The organism is Limnobacter sp. SAORIC-580, from assembly GCF_013004065.1.
GTDB lineage: Bacteria > Pseudomonadota > Gammaproteobacteria > Burkholderiales > Burkholderiaceae_B > Limnobacter > Limnobacter profundi.
Genome location: NZ_CP053084.1, coordinates 287,561 through 301,991, shown reverse-complemented (window position 1 = coordinate 301,991; position 14,431 = coordinate 287,561). Strand labels below are relative to the sequence as shown.

The following is a 14,431-nucleotide window of genomic DNA, read 5'->3' as shown; positions in this document are numbered from 1 at the left end:
TCATCCGCCATAGGTTTCCAGCAGGTACTCGACAATCGCTTTGGATTCGAACATGGCTTTGCCTGTGTTCGGGTCTTCCAGATAGGGCACCATCATTTTGTTGGTCTTGGCCATGAACTGCTCACGTTTGCCGCCTTTCACCGGGTTGTATTCACCGACTGCGGCATGCACACCATTCACGCCCATGTCTGCAAATTGCTCTTTGCCCAAATTCACCAAGTGATAGGGAATTTCAAGCTCACACAACACCTCACGCACAGGCCTGCAAAACGGCGATGCTTCAAAACTGTACAGCGTCAACATTTGCTCAGGCTTTGTCGATGCTCGAACCTTGGTACCCGCCCCCAAGCCCAAAGCGGAATTGACCAGGCTCGATACAGCCTGCGGCAAGGCAGCCTTCACGCGCAAGGGCACAGCTCGCTTGGCGTAGGTGGCATACAGGTACTCGATGATGTCGGCGGACTCGTACAACTTCACGCCCGTGTTTTCATCCACCAAAAAGGGAAACTGGGCTTTGCCACCCAATTCAAGCACCTCGGGCCGAAAACGCTCCCCGCCCTTGGGGCAAGGGTAGATGTCCGCATCCAAAGCCAACTCGGTCAGGGTTTCGCGCACCAGGCGGCAATAGGGGCAGCTTTCGAACTCGTACAGTTTCAAAGGTTTTTCAGGCTGAAGGGCTGCAGGTTCTGTCACTACCATGCCTTGCCAGCCACGCAATGTAGACGCCGCCGTGGCCATGGCCACCTTGAAAAAATGATTCATGTTTTTCCTCCCGATCAATGCGCGTCCTTGTTTTCAAGCGCGCTTAAAGCAGCCGCCAGCACAATCATGGCACCACCAATTCCCACTTGCAGTGTCAATACTTCTTGGGTCAGCACAATGGCTGACAAAGTTGCAAACACCACTTCTGACAACATCACCACCGAGGTTACATTGGCCGGCAAACGCGATGCCCCGTACTGCAATCCGTAGTTGGCCACCAGCAAGGTAACCGCAAAAGCCAACAGCACCAAACCACCGTAAAACCCGGGCAACACGGGCCACTGCACAAAGGCATTGCCCTCGCCCAACAACAGGGCCAATAAAGCAGCCACCGCGCTTGGCGCAACAATACCGCCCACGAACATGGCGAACAAACGCGCCTGCGCGGTGCGTTCGGCTTGATGCCGCAACATGATGTTGTTCAGCGCAAACGCCGCGCCGCCCATCAAGCCCAGCCATTCCGCCAAGTTTGAAGGCAGCGGAAAACCCAGGCTACCATTGGGACTTAACACCAGCACCGCACCGGCGAATGCCAAACCCACACGCAGCAAGGCCTTCAAGGTAATTCGTTCATTCAGGGCAACACGTGCAATCAATACTGCCCAAATTGGCATCAGGTAGAACAACAGCACCACGCGAATCACTTCGCCAATGGACACACCCCAATTAAAGCCCACCATGGTGGTTCCAGCCGCCAATGCCAGCAGCCACAACGCTTTGTGACGAACAAACTCGCCCCACACCTTGGGCATGAAGCACAACATGGCCAATGCACCCAGCAAGTAAGTGAATGCAGAGGACCACAGCGGGTGCAAACCCTCACCCTGCAGTTCGCGCAGCGGCCACCACGACACACCCCACACCAATGCATTCAACACCAGGGCCAGGTAAGGCAAAGCCCGGTTTTCAGGCACAGTTCACCACCACACGCCCCTGCAATTGATTGGCCAACACCAGGCGCGCACTTTCCAAAGCCTGTGCAAGGCGTACTTCCTTGATCATGAAATCCAGATCATATTCATTCAAGGCTTGGGCCAACATGCCCCAGGCGCGGTCCCGCTCAGCATGCGTACGGTACACACAGTTAATGCCGCGCAAGGTAATACCCCTCAAAATGAAAGGTGCCACGCTGCCCTGAAAATCCATGCCCTGCGCCAGGCCACACGCTGCAACCACACCACCGTACTTTGTTTGAGCGCACGCATTCACCAAGGTGTGGCTGCCCACACTGTCTACGACCGCCGCGAATTGTTCTTTTTGCAAAGGTTTGCCCGGGCGCGACATCGACTCACGGTGAATCAGGTGGGTGGACCCCAACTGCAATCGCTCAAAGTGTTTGGCTGCAGATTCAGACACAGGCTCACCCATGGCATCGATTGAACCTGTCAAACCCACCACCTCATAGCCCAAATGCTGCAACAGCAAACACGCCACAGTACCCACGCCGCCGCTTACCCCGGTCACCAGCACGGGGCCGTCTTCCGGTTTCACAGGGTGGTCTTGCAAGGCCATCACACAAAGTGCGGCAGTGTAGCCTGCTGTACCCAATGCAGCCGCCCACCTGGCGCTTCGGCCTTCCGGAATCGGTGAGATCCACTGTGCCGGCACACTGGCACGCTCGGCCAGCCCGCCCCAATGCGTTTCTCCCAAGCCCCAATCGTTCACCTGGCACACTGCGCCCACCGGCCATTGGTCTGAATTCGATTCGATCACCTCGCCCACCGCATCAATGCCATGCACCATGGGGTACTTGCGCGCAATCGGCGCGGTGTGGGTAAGCGCCAACGCATCTTTGTAGTTCAGGCAACTGTAATGCAGCTTCAGCACCACATCCTGCCCGGCAAACTCAGACTCATCGAGAGTTTCCAGCTCGGCCTGCGCTTGCTCGGCCGTCCGGGAAATCCATGCCCTGATCATTTCGTCTCCTTATTCTGGGTGAGGCAATGATCGCACAAACAGGCCACCAAATTTGCGTGTCGGGCCTGCCTTGCATACACTTCAGGTTTGCCTTAAAAGAACAACCACGCCGTGCGCAAACCCACCGCCAAAAGCCTCATTCTCGACCTGTTGCTTGCATCCAAAGGTCGCCCCCTTTCAGCCAAACAGGCCATTGCCGCCTGCGGTATTTTCGACATCAGTGTGAACAACACCCGCGTAGCCCTGGTGCGGCTTTCTGCCGAAGGCCTGATTGAATCGGCGGGCCGCGCCCTTTACCAGCTCACAGACGATGCGCACACCCTGGCCGACGATGTGGCTGCCTGGCGCACCCGCAGTACCCGGGTTCGCCCCTGGGATGGCAGCTACATTGTGGTGCAAGCCGAAAAACTGTCGCGCAGCGAGGCCAAACAACAACGCGCGCGTGCACGTGCCTTGCTGATGCTGGGTTTTCAACCGTTGAACGAACACCTGTTCATACGCCCCAACAACATTGAAGACACATTGCAAAGCGTGCGCTATCGCCTGTACAAACTGGGCCTGGAGAAAGACGCGCCGGTGTTTGAAGCCCGTGATTTCGACACCGACCTTCAGCGTCGAATTACCACCCTGTGGAACCCACGCGAACTGGAGGGCAACTACGCGCAGCTGGAAAAGAAAATGCGGACCTGGCTCGAACGCTCGGGTAGCCTTGAGCCAGAAGTGGCCGCCCGTGAATCATTTTTGCTGGGCGGCACCGCAATCAAGCACGTGGTGTACGACCCGTTTTTACCCGCAGAATGGGTCAATGTTCAGGCCCGTGAGCGTTTTTTAAGTGCAGTGGATGAAGTGGACCAGGCTGGCATGCGGATCTGGAGCGGGCTTTGGGCGAGCATGGAAGGCTGATTGCTCTCTTGCTGGTTTGCTTGGCCCAATCGGCTTGGGTTCCGATCTCTCGTTGCGTGGTGATGGCGAAGCGCTGCACGGGAGTGCTGGGAGCTGAACTTGCAATGGGTCGCACGATGACCAGTCAGAAAACTTGCCGGCTTGGCGTGCAGAGACTAACGATCGCGCCATGGCGCGAAAGCCAAGACCCGACCGTTACTTTTGGAGGGCTTGGCTTAGTGCAGGCTCAAGCCAACAAGCCGAAATGCCAAGTTTTCGGGCAGCGGTGACCATTCAAGTTCAGTTCCCAATAAACCTGTACTGTGAGACACAAGCAACCTATGCCGAGTAGGCTACAAACAGCAGCGGCATACCTTCAAGTTGGGATCAGAAATCTGTATTTAGAGTAAACCCTCATCCGAAACGCCCCACTGTGCGTATAAACTTCGACCATCCCAACCTTGCACCGCAGCAACCGTGAAAAAACTATTCAAAACCGCCCTGAAAATCAACGAGTTGGCCGTCAACACCGCGACCAATGCGGCGGACTGGTTCTTTCGCAAGGAGATCTTGATCCAGTCAGGAAAAACTGAATATGAAGTGATTGCCGAACACTTGCCCATGCGCGTACGCTACTACGCCCCCACAGCAAGTACCCCCTCAGCCAGCCTTGCCGAAGGCGAAATCGAGGCACCTACGAATCGCCAGCACGCGGTGCCATTGGTCTTGGTACCCCCGCTGGGCGTAACCACGGAAACATTCGACCTGATGCCCGACCGCAGCCTGGTGAAAGCCATGGTAGAGGCGGGGTTTCGCGTGTACCTGGTCGATTGGGGCAAACCGGAGCGCAAAGACGGCCACCTGGGCCTGTTCGACTACAGCAACATCATGATGGGTCAGGCTTTGCAAGCAGTGCGCGAGCACAGTGGCTCCAAAGAACTGTCCATGTTCGGCTGGTGCATGGGCGGTTTGCTGTGCCTGCTGTACGCCGGCTACGGGCACGACAAGCACATTCGCAACCTGGTCACGGTGGCCAGCCCGATCGATCTGCGCGACGGCAAAAACATCATGGCCTTTGCATCCAACACACTGAACGTCACAGCACGTTTCATTCGCAAGTACAGCGAATTCAGACTGGACCGAATCAACCCAACCCTGTTCAGCCCGCCCGGCTGGATGGTCAGCCTTGGTTTCAAACTCACAGCCCCGGTGGCCAGCATCACCACCTACTGGGACCTGCTGACCCGCCTGAATGACCGTGATTTCGTAGAGCAGCACACCACCACGGCCGATTACCTGAACAACATGATGCTGTATCCCGGCGGTGTGGTGCGCGACTTCATGATTCGTTTTGCGGTGGACAACAAACTGGCGCATGGCAAAGTAAAAATTGGGGATCAAATTTCCGATCTGGGGAACATCACCGCCAACATGCTCGTGTTTGCAGGTGAAACCGATCACCTGGTGCCTGCCAGCATGGCCAAGAAAAGCCTGAAAATGGTGGCCTCGAAAGACAAGTCCTTTTTGCTCGCCCCCGGCGGGCACATGGGGGTTATTCTGGGTAGCCAGGCTCGGGAACATGTTTGGAAACAGGCGGCCGACTGGCTACGCGGCCACTCACAAGTAGAAGCGCCAGCACCCAAAACCCGCAGGCCCCGGAACACCTCGGCAAAAAGCACAGCAGTCAAAAAGGCCGCCTGAGCCAAGCAAGCCCGCTTGGGTCGGGCGCTTTAAAGCAGCCTCTTTTTTACATTTGTCACAAAACCTTCACACAATAATTCGATATTTCCATTATTATCGAATTATGGAAGAAAATGACATCATCAAAGCACTGGCGGCACTCTCACACACCTCGCGTTTGCGCGTGTTTCGAGCCCTGGTTGTTACTGGCCCCACAGGCCTTACACCCGGGCAACTCTGCGAGCGCCTGGACATTCCTGCAGCCACCATGTCTTTCCATTTGAAAGAACTCAGCAACGCCGGTTTGGTTCAACCCATTCGCGACGGGCGCAACCTGATTTACAGCGCGCAGTTTGCCCACATGAATGGCGTAATTTCCTACCTCACCGAGAACTGCTGCGAAGGCCAAAATTGCACACCTGTTACTGCACCACACCACAACGAGGCTCACCATGAGTGATAAAAAATTCAATGTGCTGTTTATTTGTACCGGCAACTCCGCCCGCTCCATTCTGGCCGAGGCCATCCTGAACCAACTTGGCCATGGGCAGTTCAAAGCCTATTCAGCAGGCAGTTTTCCGGCAGGCCGTGTAAACCCATACACCATTGAGCTTTTGCAGCGATGGGAAATGGACACCAGCAATTTGCGCAGCAAAAGCTGGGATGAATTTGCCGCACCTGGCGCGCCGCAAATGGATTTCGTATTCACCGTGTGCGATCAGGCCGCTGGCGAAGTATGCCCTGTGTGGCCAGGCCAACCCATTGTGGCCCACTGGGGTGCCCCCGACCCTGCCAAAGCCGAAGGCAACCATGAACACATCTTGCAAGAATTCCGCAATGTGGGCCTGCTGCTGCGCAAGCGCATTGAATTGATGCTGGCATTGCCGATTGCAAAACTTGAAAAACTGGCCATCCAACACGAAGTCGAACACATAGGAAAAGTAACTTCATGAGCACCAACGTACTCATTCTTTGCACCCACAATTCTGCGCGCAGTGTGCTGTCTGAAGGCATGCTCAACCACCTTGCCCAGCAGTACGGCAAAAACATCAAAGCCTTCAGCGCAGGCAGCGCACCAAGCGGCCGCGTGAACCCTTACGCCTTGCAGGCTTTGGCCAATGTGGGCATTGACACCAGCCAATACACCAGCAAAAGCTGGGATGTATTCACCGAACCCGGCGCACCGAAAATCGATATTGTGATTACCGTGTGCGACAGCGCGGCTTCTGAGCAGTGCCCCTATTGGCCAGGCAGCCCTGTAAAAACACACTGGGGCTACCCCGACCCATCCAATGAGCTTGAGGAAAACAAGCCTCGCGCATTCGAGCTGACACGCCAAGCCATTGCCTTCAAGATGATGCAGCTTATTCATCTGCCCCTTGGCAGCATGAACGCGGCAGAACTAAACGCCGCACTGGCCGCGATCGCACGGAGCTAATCAAATTATGTACTCCTTACCCAAACGTTTGGGTGCCGAATTTTTGGGCACCCTTCTGCTGCTGGCCATCGTGATTGGTTCAGGCGTCATGGCTGAAAATCTGTCGGAAGGCAACAATGGTGTCGCCCTCATTGCCAATACCCTGGCAACCGTGTTCGGCCTTTACATTTTGATTGAAGTATTTGGCCCCATCAGTGGTGCGCACTTCAACCCGGTGGTCACACTCACCATGGTTTTACTGAAACGCCAACCGGGTTCTGAACTGTTGCCCTACATCGTCGTGCAACTGGCTGGCGCCTTCTTCGGCGCCATTCTGGTTCACCAAATGTTTGACATGGAGCTTTTGCAATTTTCCGAGAAAGCCCGCACTGGCTGGGGAATTTGGACCGGTGAAATTGTGGCCACCGCAGGGCTGTTGCTGGTCATTCTGATGGCCAAGGCAGAGCGGGTTTCTGGCATGGTGGCCTGCTACATCGGCGCGGCCTACTGGTTCACCTCCAGTACCTCTTTTGCCAACCCCGCCGCCGCTTTTGGCAGGCAGTTCTCTAACAGCTTTGCCGGCATTGCGCCTGCCGATGTACCCGCTTACGTGGTGTTTGAGGTGATTGGCGGCCTGTTGGCCCTCGTTCTGTACAAAGCCTTCGGCTCAAACAATTCGACTGTTACTTCTCAGGCACCTAACCCGGCGGCTTGATCAAACAAAGCACCCGGCTCTTGAAATCGGGTGCTGCCTTCATTTTCCTTCGAAAGTTTCAGTGTGTATCCAGTACTGGTAGAGCAAATTTACCGTGTGTGCAAAAGTCACCACCAAGGGGTTCATAGCAACGCATCGTAACCTTGCATCCGTGAGCGCTCAATACCAACTTTGCCAACATCTCCAAAAGAAAAAGGCCCCGGTTTGTTTAAACCGGGGCCTTTCCCACATCAACCGAAGTTGAAATTTACTTCATTACGATTGTCTTGCCGTCAGTTGCTTTTACAGTCTTCCAGGCAGCTTCAATCTTCTTCACTGTTTCGTCTGGCAGTGGAACGTAGTCCAGGTCAGAGCTCAACTTGTCACCCTTTGCGTAGGCCCAGTTGAAGAACTTCAGTACTTCAGAAGCCTTGGCCGCATCTGCTTGCTCAGTGTGGAACAAGATGAAAGTAGCACCGGTGATGGGCCATGCGGCTTTGCCAGGCTGCTGAGTCAAGATTTCATAGAAGCTGTTGGACCAATCGGCACCAGCGGCAGCTGCCTTGAATGACTCTTCAGAAGGTTGTACGTACACGCCATCAGCGTTGTTCAACTGTGTGTGTGTCAGCTTGTTTTGCTTTGCGTAGGCATACTCAACATAGCCGATTGAACCGGGTACACGCTGCACGAAAGCTGAAACACCTTCGTTGCCCTTGCCACCCAAACCTACTGGCCACTTCACTGCTGTACCTTCGCCAACGGTGCTCTTCCAGTCAGCACTTACTTTGCTCAGGTAGTTTGTGAAGATGAAAGTTGTACCTGAACCATCAGCACGACGAATCACGCTGATATCCATATCAGGCAAGTTCACACCAGGGTTCAAAGCAGCAATTGCCTTGTCGTTCCACTTGGTAATCTTGTTCAAATAAATGTTAGCCAACACTTCAGCAGACAATTTCATCTGGCCGGGAGCAACACCTTGCAGGTTAACCACAGGCACAACACCACCGATCACGGTTGGGAACTGCATCAAACCCTTGGCCTTCAGGTCTTCAGGTACCAAAGGCATGTCGGAAGCACCGAAATCTACGGTTTTCGCAGTAATTTGCTTGATACCACCACCGGAACCGATGGACTGGTAGTTCACCTTGTTGCCAGTTTCTTTGTTGTAAGCGTCAGCCCACTTTGAATACACAGGGGCTGGGAAAGAAGCGCCAGCGCCAGTAATCTCAGCGGCGTTCACAGAAGTCATGCTCAGGGCCAAGGCACCTGCGGAAATCACCGAAGCGATCGTTTTAATATTGAACATTTTTCACCTCACTTATTAAAGTAAAGCTATAGTGCCTAACAAATATTTCAGAATCATGACAGAAATAAGGCAATCACATAAATGCCAAAAAACCACATTTGACATGCCAAATGTGGTTTTCTTGTAAACAATTCAAATACTTGGCAACTAGCCGGTTCGCAAGTTACTTAGCCAAATCGGCCTGTAATGTAGTTCTCTGTTTCCTGCTTTTTGGGTTTCAAGAAAATTTGATCAGTCACGCCAAACTCAATTAGTTCACCAAGATACATATAGGCCGTGTAATCAGAAACCCGTGCCGCCTGCTGCATATTGTGGGTCACGATCACCACGGTATAGTCTTCTTTCAGCTCGGTAATCAACTCTTCAATACTGGCCGTAGAAATCGGGTCCAGGGCTGAGCAGGGCTCATCCAGCAACAAAATTTCAGGCTTGATCGCGATACCACGGGCTATGCACAAACGCTGCTGCTGACCGCCTGACAAACCATTGCCGCTTTGATGCAATTTGTCTTTCACTTCTTTCCACAAAGCAGCTTTGGTCAACGCCCACTCCACGCGCTCTTCCATCTCGCCTTTGGACAATTTCTCAAACAGGCGAACACCGAAAGCAATGTTTTCATAAATCGACATTGGGAACGGGGTGGGTTTTTGGAACACCATGCCAATCTTGGAGCGAATCAAGGCGATGTCTTTCTTGCTGGTCAGCAGGTTTTCACCATCCATCAAGATTTCACCTTCAGCGCGCTGTTCCGGGTACAAAGCGAACATCTTGTTGAACACGCGAAGCAAAGTAGACTTGCCGCATCCAGAAGGGCCGATGAAAGCGGTCACCTTCTTTTCAGGGATGCTCAAATTGACCGATTTCAATGCATGAAATGCGCCGTAATAGAAATTCAGGTTTTTTACTTCAAGTTTGATCTTTTCTTCAACGTCAATCGTAGACATGGTCTGGGCCTTCAAAGGTCAGTTATTTCGAGTTCTTCAGCAGCGAACGCGCGATAATGTTCAACACCAGCACACCTGCGGTGATCAGGAACACGCCCGCCCACGCAAGCTCTTGCCAGTTTGTAAACGGGCTAAGTGCAAAGTTGAAAATAATCACAGGCAGGTTCGCCATAGGCTTCATCATGTCGCTGTTCCAGAACTGGTTCGACAGTGCTGTAAACAACAACGGTGCAGTTTCACCGGCAATACGCGCAACACCCAACAAAATGCCCGTCAAGATACCCGCATAGCTTGCCTTCACAGTAATAGCCATCACCATTTTCCACTTGGGCGTACCCAAGGCGAAAGCCGCTTCGCGCAAAGCGTCAGGCACCAGGCGCAACATGTTCTCGGTGGTGCGAATCACGATTGGAATCTGAATTAAGCCCAGTGCAACTACACCCGCCCAAGCTGAAAAATGCCCCATGGGTCGAACCATCACGGCGTAAACAAACAGACCAATCACGATTGAAGGCGCCGACAACAAAATGTCGTTGAAGAAGCGCACCGATATTGCCAGTTTGTTGTCTTTCCTGGATTCCGCCAGATGAACACCCGCCAGAATACCCAAGGGTGTAGCAAACAATGTGGCAAAACCCACCATCAGCAAGGTGCCCATAATGGCATTGGCCAAACCACCACCCTCCGCATTGGGCGGTGGCGTCATCTCGGTAAACAACTGTGCAGACAAGCCACTAATACCCAATGTTACAGTGGTGTACAGAATCCAGATCAACCAGAACAATCCAAAAGCCATTGCCGCCAAAGACAAGGTCAATGCCACGGTGTTCAGCAGCTTTCGCTTGGACTGCATTTTGATGCGCATTTTCTCATCGGTGGCCACTGTGGTGACTGCGTTTTCTTTTGGCATGGAGGTCGGGTCGGTGTAAATGCTACTCATGGTTTATCTCCCGTTGCTCGACAGTCTGGCCAGCAACAACTTCGATGCCACCAACACAAAGAACGTGATCACAAACAACACCAGGCCCAATTCCATCAAGGCGGAAGTGTGCAAGCCTGCATCTGCTTCAGCGAACTCGTTGGCCAAGGCGGAGGTAATGCTGTTGCCGGGAGAGAACAGGGAAATGTCATTCAAATAGTTGGTGTTACCAATCACGAAAGTCACAGCCATGGTTTCACCCAGCGCACGACCCAAGCCCAACATGATGCCGCCAATCACACCCACTTTGGTGTGGGGAAGCACAATTTTCCAGACCACTTCCCAGGTAGTGCAACCCATGCCATAACCAGCTTCCTTCAACATGATCGGGGTCACCTCAAACACATCGCGCATCACAGCGGCAATGTAGGGGATGATCATGATCGCAAGAACAACACCAGCAGTGAGCAAGCCAATGCCGATTGGCGGGCCTGAGAACAGTGCGCCGATCACAGGGATCTCGCCCACGGTTGCATTCAAGGGCGCCTGAACGTATTTCGCAAAAATAGGCGCAAAAACCAATAAGCCCCACATGCCGTAAACAATTGAAGGCACCGCAGCCAGCAACTCAATCGCTGTTCCCAATGGGCGACGCAACCAAGGCGGGGACAGTTCGGTGAGGAACAATGCAATACCAAAACTGATGGGCACAGCGATGATCAATGCGATAAACGAAGTAACCAAAGTACCGTAAATGGGAACCAGGGCACCGTACTCGTCGATGGGGGGGTCCCAGTTGGCGGTGAACAGGAAGTCAAAACCAAATGCGGTGATGGTGGGCCATGAAGCGACCACCAAAGAGGCAATGATTCCACCCAGCATCAACAATGTGAAAACAGATGCACCGCTGGTTAATACGCCGAAGATGGCGTCGCCCCGTTTGGCCGGGGCCTTGATCGTCGAAGTATCGGACATATTAATAAGTAATTAATCCAGCAGAAAGTTTCACGCAGAATTACAAGGTTATCCAAGAATTATGACAAATAAATGACAAAAATTTGACGTACCCGTGAAATCGAATATCACGGCACGGAAACGTGGTTAAACGCTCACGCTGGCTTGCGCTTCATGAAAGTGATCGGCACCACCGAGGGGGGCGGGCTGTTGAAAATGTCTTTGCGCATTTTACCCATGATGTGCATTTCACAGGGTTTACAATCGAATTTCAGGGTGTACTTTTGATCACCATTGACCAGCACCATGGGCTCGGCCTTCACCTGACCCTGAACACCTTTCACGCCTTTGGCTTGTTTTGGGCACAAATTAAACGAAAATCGCAGACAATGCTTGGTGATCATGACAGGAACCTCACCAGCTTCCTCATGCGCCTCATAAGCAGCAGCAATCATCTGCACACCATGTTTTTTGTAAAATTCGCGCGCTTTGTCGTTGTAAACATTGGCCAGGAAGCTTAACGACTTTTCCGGGTATTCCACATAAGGCTGCACAGGCTCCTTGCGCAGCGGGCGTTGCCAGGCAGCAATTCGCGCGGCATTCAAGGCTTCAATCGCCTCACGGCGCATGCCATTCAAGGTACTGGCGGGCACAAACCAGGGTTGGCTTAAATGCACATTCAAACCCAAAGCCGAATAATCGGTGCCGCCCAACTTGCCCAGGTGGGTTTTAATGCTGTCCACGGCAGTGTCGGGCTGCTTGGCCTGTTCCAGCTTCATGTCAACTTGCGCGGTGGTGGCAATCCCATCTTCGTCGGTCAAGCTCAATTGCAAGCCCTTCAGTACATCGCCCTCCATCCACTCGGTCAAGGTTAGCCACACACCAATGCGGCGTTCGGCACTTTCCCTGGTCAACGCCATGTCCCAGGCATGGTCGCGGTTGCGGTGCATGGGCAAACCTGCTTTCAGGCCACCATAACTGTTGATCGGGTCTTTCGGGAAAACGCGGTAAACCGCCTGTCCGTCGCCTTTGCTGTGCACGCCCTTGCTAAACACCTTCTCGGCGCGGTTCACATGCAAGCCCACCACTTCCCGTTTGCGCATGAAATTCAGGCCATCGCCGTTGTTCAGTTCGTCGCTGGTTTGTATATCAATACTTTTGTCGTTCACGGCCACCACATGGCCAATCGGCTGGCCAATGAACTTGGGTGAATCGAACGCGCCAATGTCAATTTTCCGGCCGCTGGCAAAGTAATCGGTTGAGCCACGGTGAAAGTTGCGGTCGGGGTCGGGCCTGAAATAGTGGCGGGTGGTGCCACTGGACGCGCGGGTAAACTCGCCGCGCTGCTCCATGATCTCGTCCAGCAAAATTCGGTAGTGGGCCGTAATGTTTTTCACATAGGCCATGTCTTTGTAGCGCCCTTCAATTTTGAAAGAACGCACACCCGCATCAATCAAATGCTCCAGGTTGCCACTTTGGTTGTTGTCTTTCATCGACAACAAATGTTTGTCAAAGGCCACCACAGCACCGCTTTGATCGGTCAGCGTGTAGGGCAGGCGGCAGGCCTGCGAACAATCCCCACGGTTGGCACTGCGGCCAGTTTCAGCATGGCTAATGTAACACTGCCCCGAAAAAGCCACGCACAAGGCGCCGTGAATGAAATATTCGATGGTGGCGGAATTGCCCACCGCCGCATGCACGGCGGTAATTTCTTCAACGGTCAACTCGCGCGCCAATACCAATTGCGAAAATCCGCTGTCAGCCAAAAACTTTGCTTTTTCCACAGTGCGAATGTCGCACTGCGTGCTGGCATGCAGTTGAATGGGGGGCAAATCCATCTCGAGCAAACCCATGTCCTGAATAATCAGCGCATCCACACCTGCGTCGTACAACTGCCACACCAGTTTGCGGGCTTCTTCAAGCTCTGCATCGTGAAGAATGGTGTTGATGGTGGTGAAAATACGTGCGTGGTAGCGGTGGGCAAACTCCACCAGCTTTGCAATATCAGCCACCGAGTTGGCCGCATTGGCCCGCGCGCCGAACACTGGCCCACCCAGGTAAATCGCGTCTGCGCCGTGCAAAATAGCCTGGCGACCAATTTCAACGTCGCGTGCGGGGGCTAGCAATTCCAACTCGTGTGGCAACAAACTCATGATTTCACTGATATTTCTGGCAAGGGGTGAACATTATTTCAAAAAGCGGGTCTGATTGAAAGCAAAACCGTGGTTGGCATCACAATCAGTTTGAATGTTGCACAAGGAGTACTTGCATGGCTTGGGTGGTTTGGTCGCGTAACACTGCAACTTTGTTGTTGGGGCTTTCAGGCTTTTTGCCCCTGGCGCACGCCAAGCAACTTGAACAGGCCATATTCGCAGGCGGCTGCTTTTGGTGCATGGAGGAAGCATTTGAAAAAATCAGGGGCGTGAAATCGGTTGATTCCGGTTATACCGGCGGGCGCACTGCCTCCCCCACCTACGAGCAGGTGAGCCAAGGCAACACCGGCCATGTTGAAGTGGTGCGGGTGCAATACGACCCCCGGCAAATCAACTATAGCACCCTGTTGAAAGCCTTTTGGACCAATATTGACCCCACCGTTGAAAACCGGCAATTCTGCGATGTGGGCGAACAATACCGATCAGCTATTTTTTACCTGAACGAACAACAGCACCGCGAGGCCAAACAAAGCAAGGAACAATTGCTGGGTACCGGCAAATTCAAAACCATTTACACCACGGTTGAAGCCGCCCAAACCTTTTATGTGGCCGAGGAATATCACCAAGACTTTTATCGCAAAAACCCCTTGCGCTATCAGTATTACAAAACCACCTGTGGCCGCGAAAACCGCTTGAACGAGGTGTGGGGCTACAAACCCAAATAACAACACCTAGAACTACAATTCCAGTAAAAACAGCCACATCCGGCTACACTCCACCCCAAATTCACTCTAACCGAC

The 14,431-nt window shown here is 53.2% G+C and carries 15 protein-coding genes; 7 read left to right on the top strand and 8 right to left on the bottom strand.

Features of this window, described 5'->3' with window-relative positions:
- The 3 genes from HKT17_RS01355 to HKT17_RS01345 are packed head-to-tail and all read right to left on the bottom strand — an operon-like array spanning position 1 to position 2,679.
- On the bottom strand, positions 1 to 762 hold the full coding sequence (locus HKT17_RS01355; protein ID WP_171097293.1) for a glutathione S-transferase N-terminal domain-containing protein: 762 nt from the start codon (positions 760 to 762) through the stop codon (positions 1 to 3).
- A 14-nt stretch (positions 763 to 776) separates the two neighbouring features.
- The gene (locus HKT17_RS01350; protein ID WP_105027999.1) at positions 777 to 1,676 is read right to left on the bottom strand and encodes a DMT family transporter; all 900 of its coding nucleotides are present in this window, start codon (positions 1,674 to 1,676) and stop codon (positions 777 to 779) included.
- Entirely contained in the window at positions 1,669 to 2,679 is a 1,011-nt protein-coding gene (locus HKT17_RS01345; RefSeq protein WP_171097291.1) for an MDR family oxidoreductase, read from the bottom strand. Before HKT17_RS01345 ends, HKT17_RS01350 begins: the two co-directional genes overlap by 8 nt.
- 111 nt (positions 2,680 to 2,790) lie before the next feature.
- On the opposite strand from HKT17_RS01345, the gene HKT17_RS01340 reads away from it, so the two are divergent.
- The 6 genes from HKT17_RS01340 to HKT17_RS01315 all read left to right on the top strand — a co-directional run bounded on the left by HKT17_RS01340 (position 2,791) and on the right by HKT17_RS01315 (position 7,373).
- Positions 2,791 to 3,582, top strand: a complete 792-nt coding sequence (locus tag HKT17_RS01340; protein WP_171097289.1) for a PaaX family transcriptional regulator C-terminal domain-containing protein — start codon at positions 2,791 to 2,793, stop codon at positions 3,580 to 3,582.
- Positions 3,583 to 4,038: 456 nt separating this feature from the next.
- Positions 4,039 to 5,262 (top strand): alpha/beta fold hydrolase, encoded by a 1,224-nt coding sequence (locus HKT17_RS01335; RefSeq protein WP_171097287.1) that lies wholly within the window; start codon positions 4,039 to 4,041, stop codon positions 5,260 to 5,262.
- Between the two features lie 103 nt (positions 5,263 to 5,365).
- Positions 5,366 to 5,701 (top strand): ArsR/SmtB family transcription factor, encoded by a 336-nt coding sequence (locus HKT17_RS01330; protein ID WP_171097284.1) that lies wholly within the window; start codon positions 5,366 to 5,368, stop codon positions 5,699 to 5,701.
- On the top strand, positions 5,694 to 6,194 hold the full coding sequence (locus HKT17_RS01325) for an arsenate reductase ArsC (protein ID WP_171097282.1): 501 nt from the start codon (positions 5,694 to 5,696) through the stop codon (positions 6,192 to 6,194). Before HKT17_RS01330 ends, HKT17_RS01325 begins: the two co-directional genes overlap by 8 nt.
- The gene (locus HKT17_RS01320) at positions 6,191 to 6,679 is read left to right on the top strand and encodes an arsenate reductase ArsC (RefSeq protein WP_171097280.1); all 489 of its coding nucleotides are present in this window, start codon (positions 6,191 to 6,193) and stop codon (positions 6,677 to 6,679) included. The genes HKT17_RS01325 and HKT17_RS01320 overlap by 4 nt, the downstream gene beginning before the upstream one ends.
- Before the next feature lie 7 nt (positions 6,680 to 6,686).
- Positions 6,687 to 7,373, top strand: a complete 687-nt coding sequence (locus HKT17_RS01315) for an MIP/aquaporin family protein (protein ID WP_171097279.1) — start codon at positions 6,687 to 6,689, stop codon at positions 7,371 to 7,373.
- Between the two features lie 247 nt (positions 7,374 to 7,620).
- On the opposite strand, the gene pstS is transcribed toward HKT17_RS01315, so the two are convergent.
- The 5 genes from pstS to HKT17_RS01290 all read right to left on the bottom strand — a co-directional run bounded on the left by pstS (position 7,621) and on the right by HKT17_RS01290 (position 13,631).
- Positions 7,621 to 8,652 carry a phosphate ABC transporter substrate-binding protein PstS gene (gene pstS / locus HKT17_RS01310; RefSeq protein WP_371815434.1) on the bottom strand — a complete coding sequence of 344 codons (1,032 nt, stop codon included), beginning with the start codon at positions 8,650 to 8,652 and terminating at the stop codon, positions 7,621 to 7,623.
- A 176-nt stretch (positions 8,653 to 8,828) separates the two neighbouring features.
- On the bottom strand, positions 8,829 to 9,605 hold the full coding sequence (gene pstB, locus HKT17_RS01305) for a phosphate ABC transporter ATP-binding protein PstB (RefSeq protein ID WP_171097274.1): 777 nt from the start codon (positions 9,603 to 9,605) through the stop codon (positions 8,829 to 8,831).
- A 22-nt stretch (positions 9,606 to 9,627) separates the two neighbouring features.
- Positions 9,628 to 10,545, bottom strand: a complete 918-nt coding sequence (pstA, locus tag HKT17_RS01300; RefSeq protein ID WP_371815423.1) for a phosphate ABC transporter permease PstA — start codon at positions 10,543 to 10,545, stop codon at positions 9,628 to 9,630.
- Between the two features lie 3 nt (positions 10,546 to 10,548).
- Complete coding sequence (pstC, locus tag HKT17_RS01295) at positions 10,549 to 11,499, bottom strand: phosphate ABC transporter permease PstC (RefSeq protein WP_171097270.1); 951 nt, start codon at positions 11,497 to 11,499, stop codon at positions 10,549 to 10,551.
- A 134-nt stretch (positions 11,500 to 11,633) separates the two neighbouring features.
- Positions 11,634 to 13,631: a peptidase U32 family protein gene (locus HKT17_RS01290; RefSeq protein WP_171097269.1), complete on the bottom strand. Its 1,998-nt coding sequence runs from the start codon at positions 13,629 to 13,631 to the stop codon at positions 11,634 to 11,636.
- A gap of 116 nt (positions 13,632 to 13,747) precedes the next feature.
- Between HKT17_RS01290 and msrA the strand changes: the two genes are divergently transcribed.
- Entirely contained in the window at positions 13,748 to 14,356 is a 609-nt protein-coding gene (gene msrA, locus HKT17_RS01285) for a peptide-methionine (S)-S-oxide reductase MsrA (protein WP_171097267.1), read from the top strand.
- Positions 14,357 to 14,431: the final 75 nt, after the last annotated feature.